At 44.9% G+C, this 14,008-nt stretch carries 16 protein-coding genes; 9 read left to right on the top strand and 7 right to left on the bottom strand.

The features are described from left to right. Window positions 1-831, top strand: a complete 831-nt coding sequence (locus QUA16_RS06195; RefSeq protein WP_333102338.1) for a hypothetical protein — start codon at window positions 1-3, stop codon at window positions 829-831. A 25-nt stretch (window positions 832-856) separates the two neighbouring features. Here the strand turns inward: QUA16_RS06195 and tsaB are convergent, their stop codons facing one another. Both tsaB and QUA16_RS06185 read right to left on the bottom strand, forming a co-directional pair. Further along, window positions 857-1,516: a tRNA (adenosine(37)-N6)-threonylcarbamoyltransferase complex dimerization subunit type 1 TsaB gene (tsaB, locus tag QUA16_RS06190; protein WP_333102339.1), complete on the bottom strand. Its 660-nt coding sequence runs from the start codon at window positions 1,514-1,516 to the stop codon at window positions 857-859. Between the two features lie 2 nt (window positions 1,517-1,518). After that, window positions 1,519-3,231, bottom strand: a complete 1,713-nt coding sequence (locus tag QUA16_RS06185; RefSeq protein WP_333102340.1) for a serine/threonine-protein kinase — start codon at window positions 3,229-3,231, stop codon at window positions 1,519-1,521. 45 nt (window positions 3,232-3,276) lie between these two features. Between QUA16_RS06185 and QUA16_RS06180 the strand changes: the two genes are divergently transcribed. Beyond that, a complete protein-coding gene (locus QUA16_RS06180) occupies window positions 3,277-3,420 on the top strand; it encodes a hypothetical protein (protein ID WP_333102341.1) in 144 nt (47 codons plus the stop codon). A gap of 183 nt (window positions 3,421-3,603) precedes the next feature. Here QUA16_RS06180 and QUA16_RS06175 read toward each other — a convergent pair whose 3' ends face one another. Continuing rightward, window positions 3,604-3,852, bottom strand: coding sequence for a Ycf34 family protein (locus tag QUA16_RS06175; protein ID WP_333102342.1), 249 nt, complete (start codon window positions 3,850-3,852; stop codon window positions 3,604-3,606). A gap of 108 nt (window positions 3,853-3,960) precedes the next feature. Here QUA16_RS06175 and QUA16_RS06170 point away from each other — a divergent pair, with 108 nt between their 5' ends. Continuing rightward, on the top strand, window positions 3,961-5,217 hold the full coding sequence (locus QUA16_RS06170) for a CCA tRNA nucleotidyltransferase (RefSeq protein WP_333102343.1): 1,257 nt from the start codon (window positions 3,961-3,963) through the stop codon (window positions 5,215-5,217). A 285-nt stretch (window positions 5,218-5,502) separates the two neighbouring features. On the opposite strand, the gene QUA16_RS06165 is transcribed toward QUA16_RS06170, so the two are convergent. The 3 genes from QUA16_RS06165 to QUA16_RS06155 all read right to left on the bottom strand — a co-directional run bounded on the left by QUA16_RS06165 (window position 5,503) and on the right by QUA16_RS06155 (window position 7,337). Beyond that, window positions 5,503-5,850, bottom strand: coding sequence for a DUF952 domain-containing protein (locus QUA16_RS06165; protein WP_333102344.1), 348 nt, complete (start codon window positions 5,848-5,850; stop codon window positions 5,503-5,505). Between the two features lie 103 nt (window positions 5,851-5,953). Continuing rightward, window positions 5,954-6,391, bottom strand: a complete 438-nt coding sequence (locus QUA16_RS06160) for a cupin domain-containing protein (RefSeq protein ID WP_333102345.1) — start codon at window positions 6,389-6,391, stop codon at window positions 5,954-5,956. 175 nt (window positions 6,392-6,566) lie between these two features. Continuing rightward, window positions 6,567-7,337 carry a cysteine hydrolase family protein gene (locus QUA16_RS06155; RefSeq protein WP_333102347.1) on the bottom strand — a complete coding sequence of 257 codons (771 nt, stop codon included), beginning with the start codon at window positions 7,335-7,337 and terminating at the stop codon, window positions 6,567-6,569. 145 nt (window positions 7,338-7,482) lie between these two features. On the opposite strand from QUA16_RS06155, the gene QUA16_RS06150 reads away from it, so the two are divergent. From QUA16_RS06150 to QUA16_RS06125, 6 genes are all read left to right on the top strand, one after another. Then, window positions 7,483-7,947, top strand: a complete 465-nt coding sequence (locus tag QUA16_RS06150) for an amidohydrolase family protein (RefSeq protein WP_333102348.1) — start codon at window positions 7,483-7,485, stop codon at window positions 7,945-7,947. Window positions 7,948-8,060: 113 nt separating this feature from the next. Beyond that, window positions 8,061-9,200 (top strand): serpin family protein, encoded by a 1,140-nt coding sequence (locus QUA16_RS06145; RefSeq protein WP_333102349.1) that lies wholly within the window; start codon window positions 8,061-8,063, stop codon window positions 9,198-9,200. Window positions 9,201-9,331: 131 nt separating this feature from the next. Then, window positions 9,332-10,534, top strand: coding sequence for a glycoside hydrolase family 10 protein (locus QUA16_RS06140; protein WP_333102350.1), 1,203 nt, complete (start codon window positions 9,332-9,334; stop codon window positions 10,532-10,534). Between the two features lie 14 nt (window positions 10,535-10,548). After that, entirely contained in the window at window positions 10,549-11,223 is a 675-nt protein-coding gene (locus tag QUA16_RS06135) for a TIGR02117 family protein (protein WP_333102351.1), read from the top strand. A gap of 126 nt (window positions 11,224-11,349) precedes the next feature. Continuing rightward, on the top strand, window positions 11,350-12,123 hold the full coding sequence (gene hisA / locus QUA16_RS06130) for a 1-(5-phosphoribosyl)-5-[(5-phosphoribosylamino)methylideneamino]imidazole-4-carboxamide isomerase (RefSeq protein ID WP_333102352.1): 774 nt from the start codon (window positions 11,350-11,352) through the stop codon (window positions 12,121-12,123). A 253-nt stretch (window positions 12,124-12,376) separates the two neighbouring features. Continuing rightward, the gene (locus tag QUA16_RS06125; RefSeq protein ID WP_333102353.1) at window positions 12,377-13,786 is read left to right on the top strand and encodes a cation:proton antiporter; all 1,410 of its coding nucleotides are present in this window, start codon (window positions 12,377-12,379) and stop codon (window positions 13,784-13,786) included. 27 nt (window positions 13,787-13,813) lie between these two features. Here the strand turns inward: QUA16_RS06125 and QUA16_RS06120 are convergent. Continuing rightward, window positions 13,814-14,008, bottom strand: a 195-nt coding sequence (locus QUA16_RS06120) for a hypothetical protein (RefSeq protein ID WP_333181053.1), incomplete at its 5' end; no start/stop codon positions are given.

Below are 14,008 nucleotides of genomic sequence, written 5' to 3'. Positions count from 1 at the left end.
ATGAGCACGATCAAAGCCGGACAAAAATATTCAAAAAACAATATCTATCAAGGCTTCACTTTTGAACAGCACAAACATTTGGGGCTATACATTAAACACCGGAGAGATGAAGCACTAAGCCTGAGTGTTGTATCTAGTTGGTGCTACCGCCAAACCTCAAAAGTTAGCAGGCTTGCTTGCAATGTTGAAAGGGCATTGTCAACGCTTAAGTCTAACCTAGATAACATCGTTTGTGGTGAAGTCCCCGACAATTACATTCTTTTCAAGAACGGCTACAACCCTGAAATTGACCCAGTAAAATGCTACTACGGGCAAACTGAGTTCGCCGAACAATGGGACAATGAGTTTATCGCGGGGTTTAGAGAAGAATTTCATCAACAATCATCACGAGGACTTTATCCACCACACAATCTACCCAGACCACGTAAGGGCTTCACGCTGGACGAACATCTCCACGTAGCTAAGATTATGTGTTGTCAGATTAGGCAGTCAGCAATCACAACCATGCTGATATGGAATGCTTATGGAAGCGATTCTAAGGCAACCAAGGCAGCTTATAAATGGTGGAAAGCGGCAACTGCCCTAGTCTCGGAACTTGATGAAGTCTCAGGTAAGATTGGTATATATGCCACAACATATCCTAGTGACGAAGCCGAGCGATTTGAGGTACAAATTGCTGCGGATCAGAGCTTTGCTGAGCCGCTGAGAATGCCATTGCAAAAATCTCTTCTTCAAAAGGCTGTGGTGGCTAATGCCGGAAAAGTCACTAACGATACGTACAACCTGGATCTCGGATTGGATTGGCTAAAAGTCAACATCACTTATCCCTAATTACCACTTTCCCAATTTCCAATATTTAGTGTCCCTTAACCGGATGTTGACCGTAATAAGGCAAAGCATCCGACCAATCAGGGCGACTTCCCATTTGCCACTCCAAATAAGCCAATTCCAACACACTAGAAACCGACCAACCCAACTCGCTACCAACTTCAATTAACTGATAAGAATTCCCCCACTTATCCAACTTTTCCTGCCAAGATTCAGGAGTCATCACCGTATCGGTAAACAACTCAGTTAAACCAGAATCTTTGTTAATTGAATAAACCGCCCCAAACAATTGTCCCCGCTGTGCAGGCATTTGCAGCGCCATATCCTGAGTTGAGATAGATTTTTTACTGCTGCTGCAAGCCACAGCCGCCAAAGTTGAAATCGCAAAAACCGGAATATCCAACTGTTGAGCCAAAGTCCGCGCCGTCACCATACCCATCCGAGTCCCCGTGAAACCTCCGGGCCCCTTCGCCACCGCAATAAAAGCCAAATCCTCCCAAGTTTGCGGCCCAATAAACTCGACTAAATACTGATGCAAATGAGTGGCTAAATCCCGATCCAAATTCCAAGTTTGGCAGCGATAATCCCCGGCAAAATTGCTGATGGCTAAACCGAGTTCGCGACTAGCTGTGTGCAGGGCTAAGCCGTATTTTTTAACAGATGTTCCGTCTTGGGGATTGCTATTCACGATTACTGGTAATTTTCCTTAACAAAAAACAGCGGCAAAGCCACAACTAAGCAACCCAAAAGAATGCCAAATATTCCCGTATTTAAAATCCTGGAATTACCCATACCCCCAGTCATCAAAAACAGCACTACTAAACTTGCAAATAAATTTTTATTTGCAAATTCTTTGTGTTGGGAAACTTGATGCTTCACCGTCATAAAACCAGAAGAAACTATTAGCGCGAACCACGAATTAAAAATGACTATTTGAGAGCCAAATATAAACCAAACTAAGGCAAACATTAGCGCATCTATCCAAAAATCCTGACTTTTCAACTTCGGCAGCCAAAATTCTTGGGTAGTAACAGAGGCCGCTTTCTTGAGTAATTGATTGTGTTGCAGCCGCACGAGTTTGTTTCTCAATTTAATCTTGGGATCGATTTGCAATATTTGCTTCCACTCCGGGCGACGAGAATTGTTGAGTCTTCCCAACAGCTTCACGGCTGCGACTTTATTTAACTGCAAATCGGTGAGTCGGGTGGCAATTATTTGAGATAAGTGCGGATAGTAAACGGGGTTGTCTTCGGTTCTGTTGATGACGATATTGAGCTGTTGCTTGGCTTGACTGACTTGGATTGTAACATTGTATGGGGCGAGATCCTCTTGCAAAGCTTGCTGAATTTCGGCTTGCTGTTGGCGAGTGAAAAGCGACACACCGGGCGCAGGTGTAACCACCCGTTCGGCGGGCGTTTCCGGCGCGTCTAGCACCGGCTGTGCGTCTAAATACACCGGTTTGGGGTTCAAGTGCCGGATGACTGCTGATGCTGAACTGTAGCGCCGATTGGTGGCACTTTGGAGCATGGTATCGAGGATGCGGCCGAAATCATCGCTAACAGCAGTCTTCAAATAATTTCGCCAAGCCCAAGAATCCTCTGTACTGTCGAACAAGTCGAAGGGAGGAATTTCTGTCAGCAAGTGAATGCAAGTAACGCCCAAACTGTAGATATCGCTAGCAAAAACTGCTTTCCCCATCAATTGTTCTGGGGCTGTATAAGCAGCACTGCCGATGATTGTACCAGTTTGCGGCAAGCCGGTTGCTGTTACTTTCTTAGCTGCACCAAAGTCTACTAAAACAATATCTTTTTGGAAAGGAGAGGGTTGATAGGAATTTTCTAAGGCGGGTAAAGGGGCTGGAGTTAGGCGGCGGCGAATGATATTTTCTGGTTTGATATCGCGGTGAATGACTTTGGATTTGTGGACGAAGTGGAGCACGGGCAATAAATCGTTGAGGATTTGCCGAATTTGAGTTTCGGTGAAGGCTCCTTTTTGTTCTAATTCTCTGGCTAGGTTTTTGCCGTCTATAAATTCTTGTACTAAATATTGTCTCCCGTCTTGTTCAAAATGCGCGATTAATTCTGGAATCTGGGGATGTTTTCCCAAGGTTTCTAGCTGGGCTGCTTCTTGGTGAAATAGTTGAGCGGCTTTTTCGGCTGCGGTGTTTTGCTGCAAAAATTGCTTGATTACGCACTGCGAAAAAATCAGGGGTTTGGTTTCATCAACTGCTAGAAATGTTCGGCCAAAGCCTCCTTGCCCGATCGGCTTTATGGTTCGGTAGCGAGATGCTGAGGGCGTTTCTGCGTCAATAGTCAACAACAATTTTGAGCCACAACTTTGGCACAATTCTGCATCCCCTGGGTTTTGCGGATTCTGACAAGTTGGGTTTAAGCAATAGCACATTTGATTTTAGATTTTAGATTTTAGATTTTAGATTGGGAATGGGGAATGGGGCATTGGGAATCGGGCATCGGGCATTGGGCATCGGGCATCGGGCATCGGGCATCGGGAATTGGGCATCGGGAATTGGGCATCGGGCATTGGGAATTGGTTATTGGTTGTTATCGCCAACCACTCACAAAAAAACTATAAAAAACAACTAATAGCAACCAACAACCAACAAATGACTAATGACTACTGACTAATGACTAATGACTACTGACTAATGACTACTGACTAATGACTAATGACTAATGACTACTGACTAATGACTAATGACTAATGACTAATGACTACTGACTACTGACTACTGACTACTGACTACTGACTAATGACTTAAGTCGGGACGAGTTCGCCTGGCCGCAATGAGGCCCATTTGCCGGTCTCTTGCTTGAAACTCTGACAGCCAACTACATCCCATTCCATTTCAATTTCGTCTTGGCGGGGGCGGATGTTGACGTTGATTGTGGGTTCTACGGGGTCGAAATCAGGTGTTTCGGTGAGGTGAATCTGTTCGTGCTGTCCTTCTACGGCGTGGTAGGTGAAGCAGCGGTCTACATAGTGGCAGTTAATACAAATACACATTCTTGATATCCTCTGTGCATTTCAAAAAGATTGGTGAAATTGGAGCTTTCTGTTAATCTAGCGTAGCAAGAGTTTAATTGTTTGTAAGGAAAGTAGATTTTTGTTGCGATGCCGATTAATTTGCCTTCTTCATTATCTCCTGATACTTGGCCGTTTGATTTGAAACTGCTGACACCGCCTGCTTATCTGGTGGGCGGTGCGGTGCGGGATGCGCTGCTGGGGAGGCGATCGCACTATTTTGATTTGGATTTCGTTATGCTAACACGGGCCGTGAAGACTGCTCGAAAAATTGCCGATCGCACGAATGGTGGATTTGTCTTGTTGGATGCGGAACGCCAAATTGCGCGGGTTGTATTTGCGGGCGGTACGGTGGATTTGGCGCAAGCGGAAGGGGGGAGTCTGGAGGGGGATTTGCTGCGCCGAGATTTTCGGATAAATGCGATCGCCTGCAATCCTTTTACGGGAGAAATCATCGATCCTTTGGACGGTCAAACTGACTTGCGGTTGGGTGTGCTGCGGATGATTTCGCGGTCAAATTTGGAGGACGATCCGCTAAGGTTATTAAGAGCTTACCGCCAAGCGGCGCAGTTGGGTTTTGCGATCGAACCTGAAACTCTATCTGCGATTCGGGAATTAGCGCCGCTGTTGAGTCGGGTAGCGGTGGAACGGGTGCGGACGGAATTGGGTTATTTGTTGAGTAATCCTGACGGTGTTCCTTGGATTTGTCGCGGTTGCGAAGACGGTTTGTTTTCGATTTGGTTTGAAAGTGCGATCGACCGTTTTGATATTTTGACAAAAATTGATGCGTCTGCTGCCAAGTTAGCGGCAATTTATCCAGAATTGGGGAGAGAATTTTCGCGATCGATTCGAGATACGATTAAAACGCCGTTGTTGGCGGTTGCGAAGTTGGCTATTCTGGCAGATTCCGACCCGACAATTGCTGAAACCCAGTTGCTGCGGTTGAAGTACAGCAATGCGGAGATTAAAAGTGCGATCGGGCTTTTGAAATACTTGCCCAAATTGCAAGCAAAACCTATCGCCCAAATGTCTTTGAGAGAACAGTATTTTTTGTTTCGGGATGTGGGAATAGTATTTCCAGTTTTAGCGGTTTTGGCGGTAGCGGCGGGAGTGGCGGTTGAGGAGATTTCACTGTTAATTAATCGCTATCTTGATGCCGAGGATATTGTTGCTCATCCTACCCAATTAGTTAGCGGCAATGATTTAATGGAATATTTGAAATTGCCCAGAAGTCCACGCATCGGTCAATTTTTAATGGAGATTCAATTAGCGCGGGTGGAGGGTAGAATTGCGACTCGCGAAGATGCGCTGAAATTGGCGGCAGAGTTGGTTAATCAGTCAATTTAAATTGATATATTGCAGCAATCATAACGGGCAAGATGCCCGTTCCACAAGACACTTAATTGTATTGTGGGGAGTAGGGGTTGGGCTTCTAGCCCGCCCTCAAAAATTCAACTTTCTCCTCAAAAATTCAACTTTTCCCTCAAAAATTCAACTTTTCCCTCAAAAATTCAACTTTTCCCTCAAAAGTTGAACGGGCAAGATGCCCGTTCCACAACATTCAACTTTCCCGTGGGGTGTGCTTATAGCCCGCCCTGAAAAGTTAGTTGATACTGGTCAAAAATCAGAGTATTAAACAACATCTCTTAATTCTTCCGGCAATTCAAACTTGCCATCAGCACCAGCTTCAAACTCAATAACTTTCAACACAGCATCAACATTCAGCGGCCCGTAAATGTGTGGATAAAAATCTCCAGCAGCAGGTTCATACTTAACTTCTGCTTCCACTTTTTCCGAGTCAATCCACAACAACAGCAATCCTGTTTGTCCAGCAAAAAATTTGTTGGAAGTTCTAACAACTTGCGGGAGTGTCGAACAGTGGATAAATCCTTCCGAGTCTAGGGTATCGCCGCGATAGGATTGAAGGTGTTTTGCTTCTTCCCACTGTTGGCTTTTAGCAATGTGAAATATAACGCTCATAAATTATTTTACCTGCAAAAAAGAAGCTAGGCAGAGCATCTAGATATATGTTCCAAGGCTCTACCTAGGACGAGATTAAAGGATTAAAGTCCTTACTAAAAACCTAACACGATACGAGTACATCCGATCGCCCGAGAACTCTCATATCTTCCTCATCTAGTTCGACTGGTGTACCGCTGCGAATTAGTTCCACAAAATCCTCATTCGGCACCATGATGCACAAAGTGTACAAACGTCCACTGCCCGTATTCTCAATTACGTGAGTGCCAGTTGGAGGCACTAACAAACTATCTCCCGGTTGAATACTAACTGTTTTGCCGTCGCAGGTTGCTTGCCCTGTTCCTTTGAGTACAAAAAACATTTCTACGGCTAATTGATGACGGTTGGGAGGAGTTTTGCCCCCCACATCGAAAATCTCCACGCAAACTGTTAATGAAACATTAGCTATTACCGGATCGAAGACGATAGCTAATCTATTAGTATCGCCCGGACTGATGCGAAATGCTTGGTAGTCTTTCGGAGACTTTATAACAGGAATCATGCACTGGTTTGTCATTTTTTTGTGTTTAATTGTTAATTATCGTAGGGGCGGTGCCCCCGTGTCCGCCCAGCCCCGTACCCGCCCAGCCCCGTACCCGCCTACTCAGTTTCTTAATCAAGAGGGGCAACCACGGGGGGATTGCCCCTACACTCATTCTAGGAATCATTGCTGACTACTATTTAATTGCTTCTAACATAGCCTGAGAATCCGACAAAAAGCCAAAACATTGTTTAACGTTATAAAGAGTAGCTTGCCAGCAATACTCTGGAGATGTCGTAGCTGTACAATCTTTGACTAAAATACAGTCATAACCGAGGAAATTAGCATCTTGCAGGGTAGCCATGACGCACTGATCGGCGTTTACTCCTCCAAAGAAAAGTGTAGTTCTGCCGAGGTTCCGCAAGATACTATCTAAAGGAGTATCCCAAAAGCCACTCATCCGATATTTATCAACACAAATATCCTCCGGTTTGGGTTTTAATTCATCGACAACCTGCGCCGCCCAACTCCCTGCCATCAGTACAGGTGCGTTGTTTTTTGGCAGCGGATCTCCCAAACCTACGCCGGATCCTGTGGGATTGTAAACGTGACGGGAAGCTGCACTAATATTGAGCAAATCGGGGCGGTTTCCCCAGTTTATCCAAATAATTGGTACTGCGTGCGATCGCAATTTTGGCAGCAAATTTATTAAAGGATTAATTGGAGTTCGGGCGGGCGTTACATCTACGCCAATATGTGCTAGCCAACCGTCGGGATGACAGAAATCGTTTTGCATATCTATCACCAACATTGCTGTTTTTGCTAAGTCCAAACGCAGGGTTTTAGTTTCTGTTTCCAGGGTAACAGGTTGAGGCGCGATCGGCGATCGGGTGATATCGGCAATTTTGGCATCAACTTTCCAAGCATTCGGCGGTACGCCCAAGGTGCGGAGAGAATCAGGATTCATAGGGATTTTGGCTCAAAAACAATTTCAATCTTATAACTATTTGATTGTTACTAACTTGTCATATCTTAAATCTTTGTTATAATTAAGTATCAGGGGTAACTTTTTGATAGATAATTTTAGGATTTATTAACTTTATTAAAGTTGGTTGATAGCCCATGACTCTCAAGATTTGCTGGAAGCGATTAAAATTGGTTCGATTTTGCACAATATCACGGATTTGGATTACCGCCAATGGATTACACCGCGCCAGTCTGTAGAAATGGCATCCCTGGGAGGATCACAAGGCTTGAATCTCGCCGATGAAATGGGTTCGCTGACAGTCGGTAAAAAAGCAGATTTTGTGCTGTATGATTTAACCAGTTTATCATTGCTGCCGCGCACCGCTCCGATCGGCTTGCTGATTGTAGGGCGCCCGACTAATGCGGTAGACAGCGTTTGGGTAAACGGCAAACAAATTGTCGCCGAAGGTAAGGTGAAAACGATCGATGTTGATGCTTTGATGCGGGAATTATTCGATCGCAGCGAGTGGACGAGCAAGCGTCAATCGCAAACGGTGAGCGAGATTGAAGCGCACTACCGCCAAGTTATGAAACTGCAAGGTTATTCTTAAAAAATTAACCAATAGAATATGATATCATGTCCGGTTGAATCACATAATTAGCGCCGCCACTAAAAATTAACGCCATCCACCTCCCACATCCCAATCACTTAGAACTTCTAGCCATGACACCCCCTAACAACCAGATAAATGTAGACGCCAGACTTGTTGCAGCTAATATTAAATTTGGCTTTAACTTGTTCAACACCCTCACCAAACAAGAGCCGAATCAAAATATCTTTATTTCCCCTACTTCTGTCGCCCTCGCACTGTCAATGGCATACAACGGAGTCAGCGGAGAAACCAAACAAGAAATGACAAAAGCTCTCGAATTAACGAAAATGAGTCCAAAAGCAATCAACGCAGCCAATCACAATTTGCAAAAGAGTTTGCAAAAAGATGACCCCAAGGTTCAAGTATCAATTGCCAACGCGCTTTTGGTCAGACAAGGCTTCTCATTAAAACCCGAATTTTTGCAAATAAATCAACAATACTACCAAGCCAATATTAGCGAAATAGACTTTCATAGTCAGCAAGAAGCTCTCAGCATCATTAACAACTGGGTGAGCGAAAAAACTCACGGAAAAATTGATAAAATAGTCACTAAAATCAAGCCAGATACACTCTTGTTTTTGATTAACGCCATCTATTTCAAAGGCAACTGGGAAACGCCCTTTGATAAATCTCACACTGCCAACAAAACTTTTTATTTAACAGACAGCAGTTCCAAACAGCATCCAATGATGTCCCAGATGGGCTCTTATCGGTGCTACGAAACAGAGACTTTTCAAGCAGTCAGTTTACCTTACGGCAAAAAAGGCGCTCTGAGTATGTATATTTTCTTGCCAAACTCCAATACCAATTTGGCAACTTTCTCGCAGCAATTAACACCAGAAAACTGGAATAAATGGATGCAAGAATTTAGAGTTAAAAGTGGAATGATTGAAATACCGCGCTTCAAAATGGAGTATGAGGTTCAACTGAAAGACACACTTATAGCTTTGGGAATGGCAGAATTTTTCGGTGGAGCGAAAACAGACTTTTCCCCGATGACTGATAGCCAAGTAGCAGTAGAATCGGTAAAACACAAGACATTTGTCGAAGTTAACGAAGAAGGTACAGAAGCAGCAGCCGTGACTGTAATTGAGATGACGAGATCTATGCCGGGTTTTCAAATGAATGTAAACCGTCCCTTCTTTTGTGCCATTCAAGACGATACTACAGGAACAATATTATTTATGGGTACCATCGTTGACCCCCAATAATATCAAAAATAGTAGGTGCGTCAGGAAATGTTCGATCGACTTTTAATCAAATAACCCTAGCTGACGCACCCTAACAAGCTAATTATACGGTAAAATATCAGTCTAAAAATAATCATATTTGCGACAAATTGATGATTAAACTGCACAAATGGCAGCGGATACTGGCTTTAATAGTTGTTTTTACGATCGCCCTTACCTCCTCCGCGATATTATCCCCCCGTCTCTTGGCTCAAACCCCGCTCAAAACCCCAACAACCGAATTGCGCGGCGTCTGGCTGACTAACATTGACAGCGAGGTTATTTTCTCGCGCAACAACATCATTGACGCTGTAAATCGACTCGATCAACTCAATTTCAATACCATCTATCCCACGGTTTGGCAAGGAGGCTATACGATTTATCCCAGCGCAGCCGCCCAACGAGTATTCGGACAGTCGATCGACCCATCGCCCGGATTGAAAGACCGAGACATCCTCAAAGAGATTATAGCACAATCCCGCCAAAAAGGTATAGCAGTAATCCCCTGGTTTGAGTTTGGTTTCATGGCTCCCGCCGAATCGGAATTAGCCACACTTCACCCCGACTGGCTGGCGCACCGACGCGACGGTTCAACTATTTGGAAAGAAGGCGAACACGATCGAGTTTGGCTGAATCCTTTTCATCCCCAAGTGCAGCAATTTATCTTAGATTTGATCCTAGAAATTGTCGATAATTATGATATAGATGGCATTCAATTTGACGACCATTTCGGATTGCCAGTAGAATTTGGTTACGAGCCATTAACAGTGTCAATGTATCAGGAACAAATCAAAAGCCCTCCCTCCGACGACGCCCGTGAAACCTTCTGGGTGCGCTGGCGCGCTGACAAAATTAACGACTTCATGGGGCGAGTTTCCCGCGCCATCAAATCCCGTAAAGAAAAATGTATTGTCAGCTTATCTCCGAACCCTTTTCACTTTTCTTTACCCGCCCACTTGCAGGACTGGTTTACCTGGGAAAGACGCGGCTACATCGACGAAATTGTGTTGCAGGTTTATCGCAGCGATATCAAGCGTTTTAGTGCCGAACTGGAACGGGAAGAAGTTAAACTGGCTAAACTTAACATTCCAACTGCGATCGGCATTTTAACTGGTCTTAAAAATAATTCTGTTCCCCTCAAACAAATTCAAGAACAAGTGCAAGAAGTGCGAAAAAGAGATTTCGCTGGCGTGTCGTTCTTTTTCTACGAAAGTTTATCGAATTGGGCGAGGGAAACCCCCGAACAGCGCAATTATGCCCTGCAAGAATTCTTTCCCACAAAGATGCAGCGCCCGCCATCCGAAGCCAGAATTTGAAACCCACAGTTAAAATGAGAAAAATCATACAGCGCTTAGGAATTGTCATCTTATCTTTGACCACTTGCCTAATAATTGGCTATCTCACTCCCAGAAAGTGGGGAAATTACTCGCAAGCAGATTGCACAATCTCTCTCTACATTTCCAACCAAGGCATCCACACCGAAATCATTGTTCCAGTTAAAAATGAATATTTTGACTGGAATCAATATTTACCGCTAACAGAAATAGGGCGGGATGCCACTTCTGATTATAAATATTTGTCTTTTGGCTGGGGAGATAGAGCTTTTATGTTGGAAACTCCTACATCAGGAAGTATCAACCCAGTTACAGCTTTCAAGGCGCTATTTCTCCCTACTCCGTCTACGGTGCAAGTACAAGGTTATCGGGCTTGGCCACAAAATAAAGAAACAAAATGTGTTAAACTTAGCGGGTCTAATTATCTAAACATTGTGAATTTCATTAAAAATTCATTCCAACTAGACGCAGGAGGTAATAAACTAAAAATTAGTTATGGCTACCACAACAGTGATAGTTTTTATGAAGCAAATCGCAGTTACTCTATTTTGAGAACTTGCAACGACTGGACGGCCGAAGCTTTGCAAAAAGCTGATGTCAATACTCCTTTATGGTCAACGCTTTCTTCTGCGGTTATGTTTCATTTAAATAGCGGCTGCGAATGTATATAAGAAGGAAGAGGATCGATGTGAAGAAGGAAGAAGGAACAAAAATAAACTCTTCCCAATTCCTAATGCCCTGTTTGGCCGATGCCCGATGCCCCATGCCCGATGCCCAATTCCCCATTCCCAAATATTATGAATGTAATTCCAGCGATCGACCTATTGGATGGAAAATGCGTCAGATTGTATCAGGGAGACTACGCGAAGTCTCAAACTTTTAACGACAACCCCGTCGCAGTCGCCAGACAGTGGGTAAATGAAGGCGCAACCATGCTGCATTTAGTAGACCTCGACGGCGCCAAAGCAGGGCATCCAGTCAACCAAGCAGCCATAGAAGCGATCGTCCGATCAGTAGACGTTCCCTGTCAAGTAGGTGGGGGAATGCGCGATCGCACTTCTGTTGCTGCTATCCTCAATTTAGGCATTCGGCGCGTCATTCTCGGCACTGTCGCCGTCGAACAACCGCAATTAGTCGGCGAATTGTGCGCCGAATTTCCCGATCGAATTCTGGTAGGCATCGATGCCAGAAAGGGCAAAGTTGCTACTAGAGGCTGGCTAGAAACTTCGGAAGTTTTAGCAACAGAATTGGCGCAAAAAATGGCCGAGTTAGGCGCTGCTGAAATTATTTACACCGACATTCACCGCGACGGTACTATGGAAGGGCCGAATTTGGAATCTTTGCGCGAAATTGCTAACGCTATTTCGATTCCGGTGATTGCTTCCGGTGGCGTAAGTTCGATCGCAGATTTGTTGAGTTTGCTCGCTTTGGAACCAATTGGTGTCAAAAGTGCGATCGTCGGTAGGGCAATTTATACCGGCGATATCTTGCTAAAAGAAGCAATTCAAGCAGTCGGACAAGGGCGGTGGCAAGATGTACCGCCAGATTTGGGTTCTTCAAGCTTTGCTTGATAGTCATGTCGAGTTAACTGGCTACCCAATATGTAACAGTTATCAATTTTCCCACTCATATCTAGTCCAGTCTATTACCCGAAATCAGGTAGGGGCGGGTTCACCAACAATATCTGCCAATAATTGACAATCTCAAAAACCCGCCCGGCCGGGATATTATGGTCAATCGATACGACAGGATATCACAGTCAACAGTCAACAGTCAACAGTCAACAGTCCGCGTAGAATCGTATTTCTTACCATCATCCTACCCATGTTTTTGAACCATACAATTACAGCTTTAAGTTCTGGGATAGCTTCTCTAGTTGCCCCCATACCTTTATTAGCAACAGTCGAAGCCGAAAATTCGCCGATCGTCCTCAGCGGAGTTTTGCTCAGTTTGGTAGTGATTTATATCGCCAGTAAAATCGGCGCGGAAGTGGCTCTAAAGTTTGATTTTCCGCCAGTTTTGGGTGAACTTGTAGCAGGGGTGATTATTGGAATATCTGCTTTACACTTGATCGTTTTTCCCGGAAGCGAGCTGTCAGCCTCAGACTCAGGGATTATGACAGTTCTGCAATCGATTAATCATCTATCCCCTGCCGCCTTCACCAGTGTGTTTGAATCGCAGAGTGAAGTCATTTCAGTGCTAGCTGAATTGGGCGTAATTATTCTGCTGTTTGAAATTGGCTTAGAGTCGGATCTCAAACAACTCAAGCAAGTCGGAATTCAAGCTACCGTTGTCGCCTGCGTAGGTGTGGCAGTTCCCTTTGCCGCTGGTACTGCTGGCTTGATGATAATTTTCCACACGGCGGCAATTCCAGCAATTTTTGCGGGGGCAGCTTTGACGGCAACCAGCATCGGAATTACCTCCAAAGTTTTGTCGGATTTAGGACAACTGAACTCTAAAGAAGGTCAAATTATTGTCGGTGCGGCGGTGATTGATGATGTGTTGGGAATTATTGTCCTGGCTGTTGTCGCCAGTTTAGCCAAAACCGGGGAGATTGATGTTGTTAATGTCATCTATTTGATTGTCAGTGCAACTGTTTTTCTGCTAGGTTCGATTCTGTTGGGTGGTGTCTTCGACAAAACCTTCTCGGCGGTGGTGGGTCAACTCAAAACTCGCGGCAATATTCTCATCCCGGCATTTATTTTTGCCTACTTCATGGCTTTTCTGGGCAACGCAATTCATCTCGAAGCGATTTTGGGTGCCTTTGCTGCGGGCTTGGTGTTGGATGAAAGCGATGCGCGCAATGAGTTGGATGAATTGGTGAAACCCATCGCCGATTTATTTGTACCCATCTTTTTTGTGACGGTGGGAGCACGGGCGGATTTGGGGGTTTTGAACCCAACAGTACCCGATAATCGGGCGGGACTTTTGATTGCCGTATTTTTGATTGTAGTTGCTATTTTGGGCAAGATCGTAACAGGTTGGGTGGTGTTTGGTCAGCCGGGAATCAATCGATTGGCGATCGGAGTGGGGATGATTCCTCGGGGCGAAGTCGGCTTAGTGTTTGCCGGCATCGGTTCCGCGAGTGGGGTTTTGGATAAACCGTTAGAAGTCTCGATTATTATCATGGTGATTCTGACGACTTTTTTGGCTCCGCCTTTTCTGCGGATTGCCTTTGGCGATACGGTAGAGCCTCCTGCTAGCGGGGAAACTTCTAGCGAGCAAATCGTTTGATATCAAATCCGTTAGCATCGGAATTATTCATCTCTCTGTTCTCTTCCTCTGCGTTCTCTGCGTACTCTGCGGTTTAATCATTCCCATCCAACCGGAAACGATATGATAGAGGGAATTTGAGTCTCGGCGATCGACTAATTTAGACACAAAGGTCGATCGCCCAAATTGTCTTACCCGTAATATCATGTCCCCTCGATTCCCCCAAATCACGTAGGGGCGGGT

It is taken from the genome of Microcoleus sp. S13_C3, from assembly GCF_036700905.1.
Classification (GTDB): domain Bacteria; phylum Cyanobacteriota; class Cyanobacteriia; order Cyanobacteriales; family Microcoleaceae; genus Microcoleus.
This window is presented reverse-complemented; position numbering and strand designations above follow the sequence as displayed.